Source organism: Spirillospora sp. NPDC047418, assembly GCF_040643275.1.
Taxonomy (GTDB): domain Bacteria; phylum Actinomycetota; class Actinomycetes; order Streptosporangiales; family Streptosporangiaceae; genus Spirillospora.
On record NZ_JBEYTW010000030.1, the window covers coordinates 1 to 18907 of the forward strand.

The 18907-nt window shown below is 72.2% G+C and carries 15 protein-coding genes; 10 read left to right on the forward strand and 5 right to left on the reverse strand.

Annotated elements, in window-relative coordinates; all coding sequences use genetic code 11:
- Positions 1–72 precede the first annotated feature (72 nt).
- The 4 genes from ABZ806_RS20095 to ABZ806_RS20110 form a co-directional block, all read right to left on the reverse strand.
- Positions 73–1644 carry a sensor histidine kinase gene (locus ABZ806_RS20095; RefSeq protein ID WP_500218833.1) on the reverse strand — a complete coding sequence of 524 codons (1572 nt, stop codon included), beginning with the start codon at positions 1642–1644 and terminating at the stop codon, positions 73–75.
- Complete coding sequence (locus tag ABZ806_RS20100) at positions 1644–2381, reverse strand: response regulator transcription factor (protein WP_243714871.1); 738 nt, start codon at positions 2379–2381, stop codon at positions 1644–1646. The genes ABZ806_RS20095 and ABZ806_RS20100 overlap by 1 nt, the downstream gene beginning before the upstream one ends.
- Before the next feature lie 93 nt (positions 2382–2474).
- Positions 2475–3005, reverse strand: a complete 531-nt coding sequence (def, locus tag ABZ806_RS20105; protein WP_500218834.1) for a peptide deformylase — start codon at positions 3003–3005, stop codon at positions 2475–2477.
- 148 nt (positions 3006–3153) lie between these two features.
- Positions 3154–4164, reverse strand: coding sequence for a DivIVA domain-containing protein (locus ABZ806_RS20110; protein WP_500218835.1), 1011 nt, complete (start codon positions 4162–4164; stop codon positions 3154–3156).
- Between the two features lie 320 nt (positions 4165–4484).
- Here ABZ806_RS20110 and ABZ806_RS20115 point away from each other — a divergent pair, with 320 nt between their 5' ends.
- The 5 genes from ABZ806_RS20115 (at position 4485) to ABZ806_RS20135 (ending at position 11805) form a co-directional block, all read left to right on the forward strand.
- A complete protein-coding gene (locus ABZ806_RS20115) occupies positions 4485–5006 on the forward strand; it encodes a gamma carbonic anhydrase family protein (RefSeq protein WP_500218836.1) in 522 nt (173 codons plus the stop codon).
- Between the two features lie 128 nt (positions 5007–5134).
- Positions 5135–9241 carry a hypothetical protein gene (locus ABZ806_RS20120; RefSeq protein WP_500218837.1) on the forward strand — a complete coding sequence of 1369 codons (4107 nt, stop codon included), beginning with the start codon at positions 5135–5137 and terminating at the stop codon, positions 9239–9241.
- A 177-nt stretch (positions 9242–9418) separates the two neighbouring features.
- On the forward strand, positions 9419–9610 hold the full coding sequence (locus tag ABZ806_RS20125; RefSeq protein WP_163052579.1) for a hypothetical protein: 192 nt from the start codon (positions 9419–9421) through the stop codon (positions 9608–9610).
- A gap of 414 nt (positions 9611–10024) precedes the next feature.
- A complete protein-coding gene (locus ABZ806_RS20130) occupies positions 10025–10642 on the forward strand; it encodes a DUF47 domain-containing protein (RefSeq protein WP_500218838.1) in 618 nt (205 codons plus the stop codon).
- Positions 10639–11805, forward strand: coding sequence for an inorganic phosphate transporter (locus ABZ806_RS20135; protein ID WP_500218839.1), 1167 nt, complete (start codon positions 10639–10641; stop codon positions 11803–11805). Before ABZ806_RS20130 ends, ABZ806_RS20135 begins: the two co-directional genes overlap by 4 nt.
- A gap of 122 nt (positions 11806–11927) precedes the next feature.
- Here ABZ806_RS20135 and ABZ806_RS20140 read toward each other — a convergent pair whose 3' ends face one another.
- Positions 11928–13613 carry a bifunctional metallophosphatase/5'-nucleotidase gene (locus tag ABZ806_RS20140; RefSeq protein WP_500218840.1) on the reverse strand — a complete coding sequence of 562 codons (1686 nt, stop codon included), beginning with the start codon at positions 13611–13613 and terminating at the stop codon, positions 11928–11930.
- 130 nt (positions 13614–13743) lie between these two features.
- On the opposite strand from ABZ806_RS20140, the gene mshD reads away from it, so the two are divergent.
- The 5 genes from mshD to pstB all read left to right on the forward strand — a co-directional run bounded on the left by mshD (position 13744) and on the right by pstB (position 18775).
- Complete coding sequence (gene mshD, locus ABZ806_RS20145) at positions 13744–14610, forward strand: mycothiol synthase (RefSeq protein ID WP_500218841.1); 867 nt, start codon at positions 13744–13746, stop codon at positions 14608–14610.
- A gap of 285 nt (positions 14611–14895) precedes the next feature.
- Complete coding sequence (gene pstS, locus ABZ806_RS20150) at positions 14896–15999, forward strand: phosphate ABC transporter substrate-binding protein PstS (protein ID WP_500218842.1); 1104 nt, start codon at positions 14896–14898, stop codon at positions 15997–15999.
- 83 nt (positions 16000–16082) lie between these two features.
- On the forward strand, positions 16083–17060 hold the full coding sequence (gene pstC, locus ABZ806_RS20155; RefSeq protein ID WP_500218844.1) for a phosphate ABC transporter permease subunit PstC: 978 nt from the start codon (positions 16083–16085) through the stop codon (positions 17058–17060).
- Between the two features lie 2 nt (positions 17061–17062).
- A complete protein-coding gene (gene pstA, locus ABZ806_RS20160) occupies positions 17063–17980 on the forward strand; it encodes a phosphate ABC transporter permease PstA (protein ID WP_500218904.1) in 918 nt (305 codons plus the stop codon).
- A gap of 18 nt (positions 17981–17998) precedes the next feature.
- Positions 17999–18775, forward strand: a complete 777-nt coding sequence (pstB, locus tag ABZ806_RS20165; protein ID WP_500218845.1) for a phosphate ABC transporter ATP-binding protein PstB — start codon at positions 17999–18001, stop codon at positions 18773–18775.
- Positions 18776–18907 lie beyond the last annotated feature (132 nt).

Below are 18907 nucleotides of genomic sequence, written 5' to 3' on the forward strand. Positions count from 1 at the left end.
GTTGTTATGAGCGCGTCGAAAACAACAACACGCCGCAGGTCAACGGAGCTGGGGAAGCTGGGTGGGGGCGGGCTAGTCGTCGTCCAGGGGGAGGACTACTCGGAATGTGGCGCCCTCGCCCGGTGTCGACTCGGCCTGCACGACGCCCTCGTGGGCGGCGACGAGCGCGGCGACGATGGCGAGGCCGAGGCCGGCGCCGCCGTAGTCGCGGGAGCGGGCCTCGTCCGCGCGGTAGAACCGTTCGAAGACGCGTTCGGCCTGCTCGGGGGAGAGGCCGGGACCCCGGTCGGCGACCGCGATGACGGCGGCGGGGGCGTCGCGCAGCGTGCCGGACGTCAGCCGCACCTCGACCGGGCTCCCCTCGGGGGTGTGCGCGATCGCGTTGGTCAGCAGGTTCCCGATCACCTGCCGCAGCCGCGGCTCGTCCCCGTGCACCTGGTACGCCAGCCCGCCCTCGACCGACAGGTCTATCCTGCGCTCCGGTGCGAGAACCCTGGCCTCCTGGACAGAGTCGGCGGCGACCGCGAGCAGGTCCACCGGGCGCCGCTCGATCGGGCGCTGCCGGTCCAGCCGGGCGAGCAGCAGCAGGTCCTCGACGAGCAGCCCCATCCGGGACGCGGTCTCCTCGATCCGGCTGATCAGCCGGTCCAGCTCCGCGGGGCTGCGGGCCGCGCCCTGCCGGTAGAACTCGGCGAACCCGCGGATCGCGGTCAGCGGGGTGCGCAGCTCGTGGCTGGCGTCCGCGATGAACCGCCGCATCCGCTCCTCCGAGCGCCGCGCGGTCTCCTCCGAGCGCAGCGCCGTCTCCTCCGAGCGCCGGGCCGCCGCCTCCGACTCGGCGCGCGCCCCGAACGCCGCCTCGATCTGCCCCAGCATCGTGTTCAGCGACCCGCCGAGCCGGCCCATCTCGGTCCGCGGATCGGCCTGCGGGACGCGCCGGGACAGGTCCCCGGCCGCGATCGCGCCCGCGGTCGCCTCCACGGCGGCGAGCGGGCGCAGGCTCGCCCGCACCACCCAGACCCCGAGCACCACCAGCACGGCGAGCACCAGCAGGCCCACGATCGCGTCGATCACCACCAGCCGCTGGACGGTGCGGTCCACCTCGTCCAGGCTGAACGCGAGGACGATCACCCCGCCCGGGAGCGGCTCGGCCAGGATCCGCCACTGCGAACCGCCCGTCCCGCGCACCGTGAACGGGCGGTCGATGTGCCTGCGCAGGTCGGCGGGGAGCCGCGGATGGCCGGTCTCGCTCCACGCCGGGTTCTGCCCCAGCACATGGCCGTCGTTCGTGCGGACCTGCCCGTACATCTCACTCGGGATCCGGACGTCGATGTTGGTCTCGCCGCGCCGCAGCTGCGGGACGGCCTGCTCGATCGCCCGCCCCACCGAGCTGCGCAGCTGGTCGTCGGCCCGTCCGACCAGGTACTGCCGCAGCACCGACGCCCCCGCCGCGCTCATCACCGTCATCCCGAACGTGACCAGGACGAGCATCCCGGCGATCAGCTTGACGCGCAGCGACGTCCGCCCCCACAGCCGCGCGAGCGCGCGGCGCGGCGACGGGGACCGCCGGCCGGCGGGGACGCCGCCGCCCGGCTCCGGCGCCCCGGGGACGGCCGGAGCGGACGCCGGGACGCGGGGGGCCATCAGCCCGATCTCGACGGCTCGCGCAGGACGTACCCCACACCGCGCAGGGTGTGGATGAGGCGCGGCTCGGCGTTGTCCACCTTGCGGCGCAGCGCGGACACGTACGACTCGACGATCCCCGCGTCGCCGCGGAAGTCGTAGTTCCACACATGGTCGAGGATCTGCGCCTTGGACACGACGCGCCCCGCGTTGGCCATGAAGTACCGCAGCAGCTTGAACTCGGTCGGCGACAGCTGGATCGCGCGGCCGCCGCGCCACACCTCGTGGCTGTCCTCGTCGAGCTCGACGTCCGCGAACACCAGCCGGGGCGGCGGCTCGGCCGCGCCGCCGCGGAACCGGCGCAGCACCGCCCGGATGCGGGCGATGACCTCCTCCAGGCTGAACGGCTTGGTGACGTAGTCGTCGCCGCCGATCGTCAGCCCCTTGATGCGGTCCTGCACCGCGTCGCGCGCGGTGAGGAACAGCACCGGGGTGTGGTCGCCGCCGGACCGCAGCCGCCGCGCGACGTCGAACCCGTCGATGTCGGGCAGCATCACGTCCAGGACGATCAGGTCGGGACGGTGCCGCCGCGCCGACTGCACCGCGTCCGCCCCGTTGGTCGCCGTGACCACGTCGAACCCGGTGAAGCGCAGGCTGCCGGCCAGGAGCTCCAGGATGTTGGGCTCGTCCTCGACGACGAGCAGGGTCGCCTCCGCCGTCGCCGCCTTGCCGCTGCCGTTCGCCTGCCGCTCAGTCACTTGCCCAGTCCCCCTCCACATCATCGCAGAGGATTCCAGCCGAACCTGAACGTCCGCTGAATACCCGCAGAGGATCGGTTGAGTGCTACCCGGTCACCGCTGAAGTGCGCGGATGGCCCGCATCGCCTCGCGGCGCGCGTCCCCGGACAGGACGTCGATGTAGACGCCGCCGTCCAGATGGCCGCACTCGTGCTGGAGGCAGCGCGCGAAGTAGCCGGTGCCCTCGACGCGGACGGGCCTGCCCTTCATGTCGACGCCCTCGACGACGGCGTGCGCGTGGCGAGGCGTCTCGAACCGCAGGCCGGGCAGGGACAGGCAGCCCTCCGACTCGATCAGCTGCTCGCCGTCGGCGGCCACCAGTTCCGGGTTGGCGACGTGGCCGATGTGCCGGCGTCCCTTGTCGTCCTCGCAGTCGTACACGAACAGCCGCAGGCCGACCCCGATCTGGTTCGCCGCCAGCCCGGCGCCGTCCTCGTCGTACATGGTCACGAACATGTCGTCGATGAGGCGCTCCAGGGAGGCGTCGAACGTCCGCACCGGGTCGCACTCGGTCCGGAGCACGGGATCCCCCAGGAACCTGACCGGCCGGACGGTCCCACCCCGCGCGTGTTTCCGCTTGCTCATCCGAAAGATCCTAAGCGACCCCTTTGGACGGGGACCTCAGCCACCGATCACGGGCCGGGCGGCCGGAGGGCGCTCTGCGCCCGCAGGCCGGCCGACCCGCCTGCGTCGCGGCGGGGGTTCCAGGAGGTCGCCCCAGGGACAGCTGCAGCTACAACTCGATGGGGCCCCGGGGCTGCTGGGGCGGGGACGGGGGCTGGTGCGGGGCGGCGTCCTCGGCCGGGCGGACGGGCTTGGGCTGCGGCGGCGCGGGCGGAGCGGGCGGCGCGGGCGGGGCCGGGTTCTCGGCGGCCGGGGGCTCGGGCTTCTTCATCGCCGGGGCCGCCGGCGGGGCGGCCGAGGCCGGCTTGGGCGCCGGGGCCTGGGCGGGCTTGGCGGCTGCCGGGGCCGGTGCGTGGGCCGGCTTCGCGGCGGCGGGCGCGGGCGCGGGTGCGGCGGGCGGGGCCTGCTTGCGCGGGGCGCTCTGCCGGACGGCGTCCTCGACCATCTTCTCCAGCGGTCCGGCCTCGTTCTCGACCGTGAGCAGCCGGTGCAGCGTGTCGCTGATCTCGGTGAGGCGCTGCAGGGCCTGGGTGTGGTTCTTGGTCAGCGCGGTGAGCCGCTGCGTGGCGCCCTCGTTGATCACGCTGGCGCGGCGCTCGGACGCGGTGAGGGTGCGCTCGGCCTCCAGCCGCGCGCTCGTCACCGTCTGCTCGGCCTCCTGCTTGGCCGACGACAGGACGCTGTCCGACTCCTTCTTGGCGGACGCGAGCACGTGGTCGGCCTTGTCCTGCGCCTGGGCGAGGTTCTTGTCGGCGTGCGCGCGGGCGTCGTCGATGATCCGCTTCGACTCGTGCTCGGCGTCCTCGCGGATCTCGGCGCCCTTGGCCTCGGCCTGGGCGACCTTGTCCTGGGCCTCGTCCTCGGCGAGGTTGATGATCTGGCGGAGCCGGTCGCTCAGGTCGTCGCCGGTGGGCTTGCGCGCCTCCCGGAGTTCGGCCATCTCGCGGCGGAGGCGCTCGCCGTCGTCCTGGGCGCGGGCGAGCCGCGCCTCCAGTTCGCGGTGCTTCTGCAGGGCGCGGGCGATGTAGTCGTCGACCTGACGGCGGTTGTAGCCGCGCATCACGATCTCGAAGGACTCGTCTTGGAGGAGGTTCGGGAGGATCTCGGCTTCGTTGCTCATGGTGCCTTGGGGGTCGTTGGCGGGGGTCATCACCCCGTCAGGGTCGGTTGCGATAACAGCCTCACCCGCCTGAGCGGGCCACATGGAAACGTCAGCACGACTCTTGTCCGGCTCACCCCATTCGCGCAACCGAATCGCGGTTCTTGCTGCCGTTTCTTCATCTGGGTGGGCTCGACAAGGTATCTAATCCCGGCAAAGTCCGCTTCTCGGGCGGCGGACCGGTGGCGGACCGGCGGTGGACCCGGTGGCGGACCCGGCGGCGGACCCGGCGGCGGACCCGGCGTCCGGGACGGGGCGGGACGCGTCCTAGCATCGGCCGCATGAGCTACCTCGGAGCGTTGGGTGACGACCGGCCGAAGATCGACCCGGAGGCGTGGGTCGCGCCCGGTGCCGTCGTCGTCGGGCGGGTGACGCTGGGCCGCGCGGCCAGCGTCTGGTACGGCTCGGTGCTGCGCGCCGAGGACGAGGAGATCGTCGTCGGCGACGAGTGCAACATCCAGGACCTGTCCTGCCTGCACTGCGACCCGGGGATGCCCGCGATCCTGGAGGACCGGGTCAGCCTCGGCCACAAGGCGATGGTGCACGGCGCGCACGTCGAGACCGGCGCGCTCATCGGCATCGGCGCGATCGTGCTGAACGGCGCCCGGATCGGGGCGGGGACGCTGATCGCCGCCGGCGCGCTGGTGCCGCCGGGCAAGAAGATCCCGTCCGGGGTGCTCGTCGCCGGGACGCCCGGCAAGGTCGTCCGGGAGCTGAACGACGGCGACCGGCTCGTCCTGGAGCACACCCCGACGATCTACATGGAGAAGGCCGCCAAGCACCGCGCCGCCGCGTGGGAGTGACCCCGGCCAACGCCGGGCCCCCGCCCGCCCCCGGCCCACCGTCAAGCCCGGTTTAGGGCCCCGCTGACCTGCGGCGATACGGCTTCTGCGCCGGTCAGGCAGGCCCCGGGCGATTTCTCCTGACTACGATGACCTTCGTGGTGTGGGGACCGGGCTATGGCAGTGCTCCGCCGCCCAGCCCGCAGCGGGGGCAGGATCCGTACGCCGCGGATCCGTTCACGGGGGCGGAGCGCGACACGCGGGCGATGGTGGCCGCCGCGTGGTGGCCGACGGCGCCCCCGCAGCAGCGGCACCACGCCATCGGCGGCCGCATGCTCGTCCTCCCGGACGGGACGTGGTGGCTGTTCGGCGCGTGGGCCCGCTGGTACCGGCTGCACCCGTCCGACGGGCAGTGGTACCTGTGCCCGCCGCCCCGCACGCCCGCCGTCCGGATGGCGGCGCGGTCGGCGCAGCAGGGCGTCGGGCAGGTGCCCAACCTGCCGCCGCACGTCGTCCCGGCCGGGCCCGACTTCGGCTACGACCCGCCGTCGGGGCTGCCGTTCGTCGGGCACGGGTTCGCGACGCAACTGACGTCGCGCGTCCGGTCGACGCTGGAATCGGCGGCCGTGCTGCCCGCGCCCGACTACCCGCACCGGTGGCCCGACTTCACGACCGAGACGCCGTCCACCGTCGCCGCCGCGTGGGGCGTGATGCTGTGGTGCTCGGCCGCCCCCGCGTTCGACGCGCGGCTCGACGCGCAGATGCTCGACCTCTGGAAGCCGTACCGCGCCAGGCCCCTCCCGGACGTGGACGGCCCCCGCTGGCTCACCCCGCCCACCCTCGAGTCGCTCGTCGCGCTGTACGCCGAACGGCTGCGCGCCAGCCGGGTGGACGCGGCGGTCGTCGTCCTGCGGACGATGTGGGCCGTCGCCAGCGCGCTCCGCGAGGACGTCCGGTTCCAGGTGCGGGCGGACGCGCTGCTCGCCATCCTCGGCACCACGCTCGCCAACCCGACCGTCGACTACGGGGCGCTGCCGTACGGGGACCAGGCGATCGTCCAGCAGTGGCTCACCCGGTGCCCGCCGAACCTGGTCCCCTCGCTGCGGAACGAGAGCTCGCCGGGGGACAACTTCCGGCACGCCTTCTACACGCTCAGCGAGCTGATCGCGGAGCTGTCGGGCGATCCGGTGGACCCGGCCTATCTGGAGCCCCGCCTGGTGGCCGCCGCGCTGCTCGCCGCCGACCTCAACGTCGTCCGCAAGGACATGGTGGGCACGATCGTGCCGTGGCTCGACCCGGAGATCCGGTACACGGTGCAGGCGGTGGCGGAGCAGAAGGGGCATCCGCTGCGCCGCCTCTGGCCCGAGGACATGCGCCTTCCCGAGCCGCTGCGGTCGGCGGCCGGGTCCGGGCCGGGCGCCGAGTCGCTGCTGGCCGCGATGTACGAGGTCGACCTGGCCTGGTGCCGGCTCGGCGGGATGCCCGCGCGGCCGCGCGGCTTCCCCGTCCCGACCGCGATCATCGCCGGGATCGTCGGCCGCAACCGGGCCCGCGCCACCACCGCCTCCCCGGTGCCGGCCACGCCGCCGCCGAATCCCGCGCCCGCGCAGCCGGCGCCGTTCGGCATGCAGAGCCAGCCCGGCCTCGCGCCGGGGACGCCGCCGCAGCCGCAGGGGACGCCGTCCGGGCCCGACCGGCCGTTCGTGCAGCCGCCCGCGCAGCCCGGTTGGGAGAACGCGCCCGGCCCGGCCGCCGCGCCGGGGCACGATCAGATGCCGGCGCACGACCAGATGCCGGGGCACGGCCAGCAGGCCGCGTTCGCCTCGCCGGACCCGCTCATCAGCGGTTCCGCGGGCGAGGACGACGAGGCCAACGCGGCGCCGCCCTACACCGAACTCGGTTTCCAGCGCCCCGCCGCCCCGCCACAGCCCGCCCCCATGCAGAGTCCCGCGCCGATGCAGAGTCCTGCGCCGATGCAGAACCCGGCACCCATGCAGAGTCCGGCGCCGCCTCCGCCGGAGCCCGTGCAGGCGGACCCGGCGCCGGCTCCGCAGCCGGACCCGCAGCTCGGCGGTTTCTCGCCGCCCGAGGAGGAGGTGGACGAGGACTTCGCGCCGCCCTACACGCAGCTCGGCTACCAGCCGGCCGGCGCCGCCCCACCGCAACCGCCCGTCCAGCAGCCCGTCCAGCCGCCGGTCCAGCCGCCTCAGAGTCAGCCCGCGCCGAATCAGCCCGTGGCGTCGAACCAGCCAGCGCCGAACCAGCCCGCGTCGGCGGATCCGGTGCGTCAGCAGGGCCTGGCCGAGCCGATGGCGACGGCGTTCGACGCCTACTCGACCCGCGTCGAAGGCGGCCAGGTGTCCCCGCAGCCCGCGCAGCCCGGCCCGCCCCAGCAGGGCGGCCCGGCGCCGAACCAGCCGCCCGGCACGCGCATCCTCGGTCCCGGAGACCTGGAGGACGACGCGGCCCCGCCGCCCGTGCCGGCGGGCGGCCCGGGAGCGAACCCTCCGGGGACGAGGGTCATGTCCAAGACGATGGTCGGCGACTTCGACTTCCTGGACGACACGCCGTCCCCGGAACGTCCCGTCGACGAGATCCCGCCGCCGAGCGACCGCAGCACCCGCCGCGTCCTGGAGCGGTTCGGGTTCGCGTTCCTCTACGCGGAGCACGACGCGTCCGTCCTGCTCACCGACGTCCGCGCGCAGGCCGAGGAGTGGAACGCGCCGAGCGGCGGCCAGTTCGAGGCGACCCGGGTGGACGGCGCGCCCAGCGCGATCAAGTCGGGCCTGCCGGGCGTGCTGCTGGTCGGCGACCCGCACTCGGGGCAGCGCAGGCTGTCCCGGATGATCGCGCTGACGCTGGCGAACGCGGGCCTCGGCGACGGGTCGATCCGCGCGCACGACGCCGAGGACGTCCGGAACGCGCCGCCGGAGCGGATCGGGCAGATCCTCGCCCAGCCCGGCCCGGTGATCCTGTTCGAGCGGCTGGACGTCGCGATCAACGACGCGGCCGATCCGGGCGCCGTCGTCGGCGCGGTGCGCCGCGCCCGCCGCGACCCGGTGAACACGACGCCGGTGATCGCGACGTGCGAGCCGCGCGCGTACCGGCGGCTGCTGCAGGAGCATCCGAAGCTCGTGCAGGCGTTCCGCGTCCACCGGCTGCCCGACTTCAGCGACCTCGACAACCGGATGACGCTGCTGCACCTGCTGGCGGACGAGCGGCGCGTCACGATCGGCGCGTCCGCGCTGGAGACCGTCCGGGCGGACCTGGAGCGGCTCCGCGGGCCCGGCGACCTGGTCAACGCCCGGCTCGTCGAGGCGTACCTGGACCAGGCGGCGCAGCGGAACATGGAGCGCGCCGGGGCGTCCCACGACCGGCTCGTCCTCACCCCCGACGACCTCGCCGGCGTCGCGGAGGGCATCGAGCCTGCGCTGCGTCCGCCCGGCGACATCGACGGCTACCTGCGGCAACTCGACCACCTCACCGGGCTGGACGACGTCAAGGCGGCGGTGCGGGAGCTGGCCGAGGAGGCCGCGCTCGCCGCCGACCGGGCCCGGTACGGGGTGTCCGGCGGCGACGTCCGGCACCTGGTGTTCACCGGCCCGCCCGGCACGGGCAAGACGACCGTGGCGGGGCTCGTGGGCGGCGTCTACGCGGCGCTGGGGCTGCTGCGGTCCGGGCATGTGGTGGCGTGCCGTCCCGTCCACCTGGCGGGACGCGACCAGGTCGACACGCGCAACCGGGTCGCCGCCATGGTCGACCAGGCGCTCGGCGGCGTGCTGCTCATCCAGGAGGCGTACCGGCTCGACCGGACGCCCGCCGTGGTCGGCGAACTGCTGCGCCGCATGGGCGAGGGCCGGTTCATCGTCGTCTGCTCCAGCCCGGCCGCGGAGATGGAGGGGTTCCTCGCGGGCAACCCCGCGTTCCGCGCCGAGTTCGGCCGGGTCCTGGAGTTCACCGGGATGGGCGACCGCGACATGGTGCGGCTCTTCCAGAGCTACGCCGAACGCGATCTCTACATGCTGGACGAGGAGCTGCGCGTCGAGCTGCTGTCCCGGCTGGCCGGGATGCGCGAGGACCCCCGGTTCGCCTACGCCCGGACCGTCCGCGCGCTGTTCGAGCAGACGGTGGCGCGGCAGGCGGCCCGGCTGGCGGGCGCCGACGTCAACGCCGCGACCGTGGCCCGGCTGAGCGCCCGCGACCTGCCCGAAACGCCGCTTGAGCAGCTCCTCGGGGACTTCCGGGCGGGCGGCTGATCCTGGGCCGCGTCCCGTCCGGGCGGGACGTGTCTCCTTCAGGCGGGACGGTGGCATCAGATGGGCATCACCCGGGAAGACCAGGGGGCAAGGTGGTCCGCGAATGGCCCTCTTGGGTCATGTGCCCGTCGAGGCCGGAAGCGTAGCCTCGAACTTGGGTGTGGGGGAAGAACGGAGGTGGACGCGGTGCGCCAGTATCTCGATCTGCGCGTCCACGACCGTGTCGCGCTGGACGAGATCGAACTCTATGCCGAGATGCTCAGTGCGGTGGCGGCGGCGGAGCGGCCGCTGACCGTCGCGGAAATCGACATGGTGCTCGGGGTTCGGTCCGACGCTGCCGGTCGTCGCGAGCTCACGCCGCAGGACTAGTTCCCGCGGGCTCGCAGGTTCCGGGGACGCCGATTCGAGGCGTCCCCGGTTCGCCATTTCCAGCCCCGACGGCCCGCAGGCCCGCCGCCCGGCCGCTGCCAGGCCGCCGCTCGGGCGCTGCCCGGCCGCCGTCCGGCCGCCGCCCGGCGGGCGGCCACGCGGAGTGGTGTAACGAATCTCACGCCCCGCCGGGCGCGCCGCCGCAGGTGACCGCCATGGGACGCCGCCGGACGCCGAACCGGCGGGCATCGCGCCAGATAGGGCAGCCTGCAAGGGGTATGTACCTGGTGATCTAGGGCAATCTTGGAGGTGAGAGGATGGGTGACACCAGCCGAAGCTGGGGCAAAGGTTCTTTTTACGGCGGGTAGCGCCTACGATCCTCTGCGGACTGTTCCAGCACATCAGGAGAACGACGTGCGCTTGCGTCTCACGCCGCGTGAGGACAGCTTCTACGACATGTTCACCGACTCGGCGAACAACCTGGTCACCGGCGCCAGGCTTCTCGTGGAACTCATCAGCGACGGCGCCGACCGGGCGGCGATCGCGGAGAAGATGCGTGCCTGCGAGCATGCGGGCGACGAATGCACCCACGCGATCATGCGGCGGCTGAACGAAACGTTCATCACGCCCTTCGACCGCGAGGACATCTACCAGCTGGCGTCGACCATAGACGACGTCATGGACGAGATGGAGGAGGCGGCGGACCTCGTCGTCCTCTACAAGATCGAGGAGTTCCCCAAGGGCATCGTCGCGATGGTCGAGGTCCTCGAACGGGCCGCCGAGCTGACCGCCGAGGCCATGCCGAGGCTGCGCTCGATGAAGGAGCTCAACGAGTACTGGATCGAGATCAACCGGCTCGAGAACCAGGGCGACCAGGTGTACCGCAAGCTGCTCGCGCAGCTGTTCAGCGGCGAGTACGACACGCTGACGGTGCTGAAGATGAAGCAGGTCATCGACCGGCTGGAGGACGCGGCGGACGCTTTCGAGCACGTCGCCAACACCGTCGAGACCATCGCGGTCAAGGAATCATGAGCGCAGCCAAGGATCCCGGCGTGACCGCCACCCGGGAACCCTCCCCGGAGGATGATGCGGCCTCCCTTGGGGAGCAGGCCACGCGCCGGGTCACCGGCCGGGCCTGGCTGCTGCTGCTGGCCGGCATCCTGCTGGTCATGCTGGGCGGCGCGCTCGGGCTCCGCAGCGACGCCCAGATGGCCGTCCTCGTCCTGGTCGTCATCGTGGCGCTGGTGTTCGACTACACCAACGGCTTCCACGACGCGGCCAACGCGATCGCCACGGCGGTCTCCACCCGCGCGCTGACACCGCGCGTCGCGCTCGGCATGGCCGCCGCCATGAACATGATCGGCGCCCTGCTCGGCGTGGGCGTCGCCAAGACCGTCAGCGAGGTCATCACCCCGCCGGACGGCCTGCACGGGCTCACCGTGGTCGCCGCCGGCGTGCTCGGCGCGATCACCTGGAACCTCATCACCTGGTACTTCGGGCTGCCGTCGTCGTCCTCGCACGCCCTCATCGGCGGCGTCGTCGGCGCCGGGCTGGCGTCGCTGTCGTCGGTGAACTGGTCCACCGTCGTCGACAAGGTCGCGATCCCCATGGTGGCGTCGCCCGTCGTCGGGTTCTGCCTCGCCTACATGGTGATGGTCGCGATCCTGTGGATCTTCCGGCGCGCCAATCCGTCCCGGGTCGGCCGCCGGTTCCGCATCGCGCAGACCATGTCCGCGGCGTCGCTCGCGCTCGGGCACGGCCTGCAGGACGCCCAGAAGACGATGGGCATCATCGTCCTCGCGCTCGTCACCACCGGGCACGCGGACGGCAGCACGGTGCCCTGGTGGGTGATCATCGTCTGTGCGGGCGCGCTCTCCGCCGGGACGTACGCGGGCGGCTGGCGCATCATGCGCACGCTCGGCCGCAAGGTCATCGAGGTCGATCCGCCGAAGGGCTTCGCCGCCGAGGCGACGGCCTCCATCGTGCTCTACACCACCGCGTTCATCTGGCACGCTCCAATCTCCACCACCCACACGATCACGTCGGCGATCATGGGGGCGGGCGCCACCAAGCGGCTGTCCGCCGTCCGCTGGGGCGTCGCCGGCAACATCCTGGTGGCCTGGGTCCTCACCATGCCCGCCGCCGCCGCGGTCGCCGCGGTCGTCTACTACGTCGTCCACTTCTTCGGCGCATGATCTCGACGGACGCCGTCTCGACGGACGCCGTCTCGACGGACGCCCTCTCGACGGACGCCTGATCCAGCGGAACGGCCCGCCGTCCCTCCCGGGGCGGCGGGCCGTTTCGTGGTCACCGGGGGTTACTGGCCGGAGATGCGGGTGAGGGGCGGGGGCGGGACGGCGCCCTGGGCGTTGAAGTAGGCGACGAAGGTGTCCAGGTCAATGGCGCCGAGGACCTGGCCGGTGCCCTCGGTGAAGACGGTGAAGCCGTCACCGCCGCCGAGGAGGAAGTTGTTCGCCGCGACCTTGTAGGTGGCCGCCGGGTCGACGGGGGCGCCGTCGACCGTGATGGCGGACACGCGGTCGCCGACGGGCTTGGAGCGGTCGATGGTGAAGTGCAGGTTCGCCGACGGCTGGAGGATCTTCTCGCCCGCGGACGTCCACTGCTGCTCCAGGAGGGCGTCGAGCTGCGCGCCGGTCAGGGACGTCACGCCCATCACGTTGCTGAACGGCTGGACGGCGAACGCCTCGCCGTAGGTGACGACGCCGTCCCCCTCCGAGCCGCTCGCCGCGTAGGTGAGGTCGGTGCGGACGCCGCCGGGGTTCATCAGCGCCACCTGCGCGCCGAGGTCCCGCGTGCCGGCGAGCTGGGCGTCGGCGATCACGTCGCCGAGCGGGGTCTCGCCCGCGGCGGACGGCGTGCGGGTCAGGTCCGCGGTGATCTTGCCGATGGGCTTGTCGGCGATGGTGGCGACGCGGTCCTTCCAGGTCTGGACGAACTTCTCCGTCGCCGGGTCGGGCGCGATGTCGCGCGTGACGACGTGGTTGTCGGCCTTCACGGACGAGCGGATGATGTCGCCGGTCCGCCGGTTCACCTTGAGGTTGACCTCGGTGATCACGCGGCCGAAGGACGAGCCGGAGGAGAACAGGCGCGGCTGCCCGTCCGGGTCCTTGACCGAGCAGAGGTACTGCTGGTGCGTGTGGCCCGAAAGGACCATGTCGATCTCGGGGTCGGCCTCCTGCGCGATGCGCGACCCGGCGCCGGGGATGATGCCGCACTGGTCGGGGCGGGTCCCGGGCTGGACCTGGTCGCCCTCGTGGACGAGCAGCACCATCGCGCGGACGTGCCGGCGCTTCAGCTCGCGCGCGGCCCGGTTCGCGGCGGCGACCTCGTCGTCGAACCTCAGGCCCTTGATGCCCTCGGCGGTCACGATGCTCGGGGTGGTCTTGGTGACGACGCCGATGAACCCGACGCGGACGCCGTTGATGCGCCGGATCGTCCACGGCTTCAGGATCGGGCGTTCGCGGTGGCCGCGCTTCTTCAGCACGTTGGCGGCGAGGTAGTCGAACTTCGCGCCGCGCCACTCGCCCTCGGGGGAGCAGCCGTCGACGGGGTGGCAGCCGCCGTTCTGGATGCGCAGCAGCTCCTGGTAGCCCTCGTCGAACTCGTGGTTGCCGACCGCCGACGCCGTCACGCCGATGTCCCCCATGAACTGGACGGACGGCTCGTCGTGGTAGGCGGCGGAGATCAGCGGCGAGGCGCCGATCAGGTCGCCCTGGGCGACGGTGAGGGTGTCGCGGTTCCGCAGCTGCTTGAGGTGGGCCGCGATGTAGGCGGCGCCGCCGGCGAGGACGGTGTCGCCGTTCTCGTCGATCGCCCTCCCCGAGCTTCCGGACGGCGGTTCCAGGTTGCCGTGGAAGTCGTTGAGGGCGAGCAGGCGCACGGACGCGGTCGGTGCGGGACGGGCGGCGGCCGGTTGCGCCGCCAGTCCCACGACCGTCAGCCCCGCCGCGGCGCAGGCCAGGATGGTGCGTCGTCGAGTCATTCTGTGGACGGTAGGTTCGCCCGGCATACGGTTCCCGGCGACACGGTGACGTTTCTGTGACAAATCGATCAGGACACTGGGCGAGGCCCGGACGAGCGGCCGGTTCGTCCCGCCGCATAGGGTTGCGGACGTGAGTGAGCTGCGGGCGCGCGGGACGCTGGGTGATGACGAGGCCGCCGAGGCGCTGGCCTTGGCGGACGCGGCCGAGCGGGCCGACGGTGTGGGGCCGCTGTCCGAGCACGCGCTGCTGGCGCTGCGCGGCGGACGCCCCGGCCTGGCGGTCACCGACGGCGGAGCGCTCGTGGCCTATGCGCACTTCGACCCCGCGAGCGGCGACGAGCCCGCGGCGGGGGAGCTGGTCGTCCACCCGGACCACCGGCGCCGCGGGCACGGGCGCGCACTGCTCCGGGCACTGCGGGACGAGGCGGGCGGCCCGCTGCGGGTGTGGGCGCACGGCGATCTTCCGGCCGCCGCCGCGCTGGCGGACTCGGCGGGGATGGCGCGGGTCCGCGCGCTGTTCCAGCTGCGGCGCCCCGCGTCCGATCCGCTGCCGGAGACGCGCGTCGCGGACGGGGTGACCCTCCGCGCCTTCGAGCCAGGCCAGGACGAGCGGGCGTGGCTGGACGTCAACGCCCGCGCCTTCGCCGACCACCCCGAGCAGGGCGCCTGGACGATGGACGACGTCCGCGAGCGCGAGGCCGAGGACTGGTTCGACCCGGCGGGCTTCTTCCTCGCCGAGCGCGACGGGCGGCTCGCCGGCTTCCATTGGACGAAGGTCCACCCCGGCAGGATCGGCGAGGTGTACGTGGTCGGAGTCGACCCCGACGCGCAGGGCCTCGGCCTGGGCCGCACCCTCACGCTGCGCGGTCTGCATCACCTGCGCGACACCGGCATGGACCAGATCATGCTTTACGTGGACGAATCGAACGTCGCCGCCGTCCGCCTCTACGAGTCCCTCGGCTTCACCAGATACGCCGTGGACGTCATGTACGCCTAACCCTGTCGGCGGCCCGGCCGACTGCCCGCGTTCGGGCGTTCGCAAACCCGGTTGAGCGTGTCTCGACCGGGTTTTTGATTGTGTGAGCTGCGCTGTTAACCCAGCGTCCATGGCAAATCGGGGCATTCTTCGTGGTCGTGCACGGCTCCGTTCATCTGCCGTTCACCTGGAGCGGGGCGGCTGGTCACCTCGCCTGCCTAGCGTCGCACTCGACGGCGAACCCGACGTCCGGCCGAGGCCGGGACGAGGGGACCCCGGCCGACGAAACTAAGAGGAGACCCTCCGGTGAAGAACGGTTCCCGACTCGCCGCCCTGGGCGGTGTGGTCGTCGCGGGCGCGCTGGCCCTGTCCGCCTGCGGGAGCGACAACAACACGACGGCGAGCTCGAGCAGCGCGCCGGCAGGCGACATCGACTGCGCGAAGGCCAGCGTCAACGCGGCGGGATCGAGCGCGCAGAAGAACGCGATCGAGGAGTGGACGAAGCTCTACGCGAGCAAGTGCGCGGGCGCCAACCTGAACTACAACCCGAGCGGTTCCGGGGCGGGCATCCAGGCGTTCACCAGCGGGCAGGTGTCGTTCGCCGGCTCCGACTCCGCGCTCAAGCCGGAGGAGGCCGCCGCCGCGCAGAAGCGCTGCGAGGGCGGCAGCGCGCTGAACCTGCCGATGGTCGTCGGCCCCGTCGCGGTCGTCTACAACGTGCCGGGCGCGGACGGGCTGAAGCTGTCCCCCGAGAGCATCGCCAAGATCTTCTCCGGCAAGATCACCAAGTGGAACGACCCGGCGATCGCCACGGAGAACGAGGGCGCCAAGCTCCCGTCGTCCGACATCAAGCCGGTCTACCGCTCGGACGAGTCGGGCACGACCGACAACTTCACGAACTACCTGCACACCGTCGTGCCGGACGTCTGGACGTGGGAGAAGGCCAAGAAGTGGCCGAACTCCACCGGCCAGGGCGCCGCCAAGTCCGACGGCGTCACCAGCCAGGTGAAGAGCACCGAGGGCGCCATCTCCTACGTCGAGATGTCGTACGCGACGAACAACAAGCTGCAGACCGCGCACGTGAAGAACGGCGCCGGCGAGTACACCGAGCTGTCGCCGGAGAGCGCGTCCAAGGCCGTCGCGGGCGCGAAGGTCACCGGCACCGGCAACGACGTCGCGCTGGAGATCGACTACGCGACGAAGGAGCCGGGCGCCTACCCGATCGTCCTCGTCACCTACGAGATCGCCTGTGAGAAGGGGCTGCCCGCCGAGCAGGCCGGTTTCGTCAAGTCCTTCCTGACCTACACCTCCAGCGCGGACGGCCAGAAGATCCTGACCGGCCTCGGGTACGCGCCGCTGCCGCAGAGCGTGCTCACCAAGGTCCAGGCGTCCGTGAAGGCCCTGTCCTGACGGCACGCGACCGCACCTCCAGCCCCGCCGCCGACGACCTCGGCGGCGGGGCCGGAGTGGGTTCCATCCAAGGAGGTTCCCCCATGACCACCGAGACCGGCGTCGGGGCGCACGCGGCCGCCCGGGAGCGCGCCGGCGCGCCGATGGGCACCGGACGGGCCGGCGACCGGATCTTCGCCGGCGCGGCCCGCGGCTCCGGCATCACCGTGCTGGCGATCGTGGCCGCGATCGCCGCGTTCCTCGTGTGGAAGGCGGTCCCGGCCCTCCAGGACAACGAGGCGAACTTCCTCACCAGCCAGACGTGGAACCCGAACGCCTCGCCGCCGGAGTTCGGCATCGCCCAGCTCGCGTTCGGCACGGTGATCTCGTCGCTGCTCGCGATGCTCATCGCCACGCCGGTCGCGATCGGGATCGCGCTGTTCATCTCGTTCTACTCGCCGCGGCGGCTGGCGTCCGGGCTCGGCTACGTCGTCGACCTGCTCGCCGCCGTCCCCAGCATCGTGTACGGGCTGTGGGGCCTCGCGTTCCTGTCGCAGCACATGGAGGGGATCAGCGCCTTCCTCAACGGCGCGCTCGGCTGGATCCCGCTGTTCGGCGGCGACAGCCCCGGCAAGAACTCGATCTTCACCGCCTCGGTGGTGCTGGCGATCATGATCCTGCCGATCATCTCGTCCATCTCCCGGGAGGTGTTCCTGCAGGTCCCGCGTGCCAACGTGGAGGCGGCCCTGGCCATCGGCGCGACCCGCTGGGAGATGATCCGGCTGGCGGTGCTGCCGTACGGGCGGTCCGGCATGATCGGCGCGTCGATGCTCGGCCTCGGCCGCGCGATGGGCGAGACGATCGCCGTCGCGATGGTGCTGACGTTCGTGCCCGGCATCAACTGGCACATCCTGGAGAACGGCGGCGCGACGTTCGCCGCGAACATCGCCAACAGCTTCGCCGAGGCGTCCGTCACCGGACGCGGCGCGCTGATCGCCTCCGGTCTCGTGCTGTTCGTGATCACCCTGGTCGTCAACATCGCCGCCCGCGCGGTCGTCGCGCGCCGGAAGGAGTTCGCGTGACCATGGTGTCCAAGGGCCCGGCGTCCAGCGGCCCGGCGTCCACGGGCTCGGGGAGCCTGACCTCGGTGTCGCCCGCCCGCAGATTCAAGGACCGGCTCGTCCAGGGGCTGGTCTATCTGGCGTTCGCGCTCGCGCTCGTCCCGCTGGTGTCGGTGCTGTGGACGGTCGCCGTCAACGGCGCCAAGCGGCTCGACCTCACGTTCTTCCAGTTCTCGATGAACGCGGTCAGCGGCAGCGACGCCGGCGGCGGCGCCTACCACGCCATCATCGGCACCCTGGAGCAGGTCGCGATCACCACCGCGATCGCCGTCCCGCTGTCCATCCTGACCGCGATCTACCTGGTCGAGTACGCCGGCAACGGGCGGCTCGGCAAGATCATCAGCTTCACCGTGGACGTGATGACGGGCATCCCGTCCATCGTCGCCGGCCTGTTCGTGCTGGCGCTGTGGCTGCTGACGTTCGGGTTCCAGTTCTCCGGGTTCGCCGGGGCGCTGTCGCTGACGATCCTGATGATCCCGACCGTGGTCAGGTCCGCGGAGGAGATGCTGAAGCTCGTCCCGAACGACCTGCGCGAGGCGTCCTACGCGCTCGGCGTGCCGCGCTGGCGGACGGTCTGCTTCGTCGTCCTGCCCACCGCGATGACCGGGATGGTGACCGGCGTGATGCTCGCCGTCGCCCGCGTCATGGGCGAGACCGCGCCGCTGCTGCTCACGATCTTCTTCACCAAGGCGATCAACAACGACCCGTTCAACGGACCGCAGGCGTCCCTGCCCACCTTCATCTGGGAGCAGGCCGCCGACCCCAGCCAGCACTCCATCGACCGCGCCTGGACCGGCGCGCTCGTGCTGATCGGGATCATCATGCTGCTCAACCTGGTCGCCCGCCTCGTCGCCCGGCGCACGGCGCCGACGAGCCGCTGACCGTCAGAGAGGACAACCATGGCCAAGCGGATCGACGTCTCCGGGTTGCACGCCTACTACGGCGGCGTCCACGCCATCGAGGACATCTCGATGACGATCGAGCCGCGCTCGGTGACCGCGTTCATCGGGCCGTCGGGCTGCGGCAAGTCCACGTTCCTGCGCACACTGAACCGGATGCACGAGGTCATTCCGGGCGCGCGCGTCGAGGGCAAGGTCATGCTGGACGACGAGGACCTGTACGACTCGTCCGTCGACCCCGTCGCGGTGCGCCGGGTCGTCGGCATGGTCTTCCAGCGGCCCAACCCGTTCCCGACCATGTCGATCTACGACAACGTCGCTGCCGGGCTCAAACTGAACGGCGTGCGCCGCAAGTCCCGCCTGGACGAGATCGTCGAGGAGTCGCTGCGCGGCGCCAACCTGTGGAACGAGGTCAAGGACCGGCTCGGCAAGCCCGGCGCGGGCCTGTCGGGCGGCCAGCAGCAGCGGCTGTGCATCGCCCGCGCCATCGCCGTCCAGCCGCAGGTCCTGCTGATGGACGAGCCGTGCTCCGCCCTCGACCCCATCTCCACGCTCGCGATCGAGGACCTGATCGACAAGCTGAAGACGCAGTACACGATCGTGATCGTCACCCACAACATGCAGCAGGCGGCCCGCGTCAGCGACCGCACCGCCTTCTTCAACATCGCCGGGACCGGTAAGCCGGGCAAGCTCATCGAGGTCGACGACACCAGCAAGATCTTCGCGAACCCCGAGCAGAAGGCCACCGAGGACTACATCACCGGCCGCTTCGGCTAACCCCGCACGCCGGCCCCACTCAGCGTGCGGCGGTTGCACCGTGCGGCGCTGCACTGCACTGTTCTGGGCTGCCATGACGCGAGTGTGGCCGTCCATAGCGCCCTCCGTTTCTGTGGACGCCATGTTGCTTGT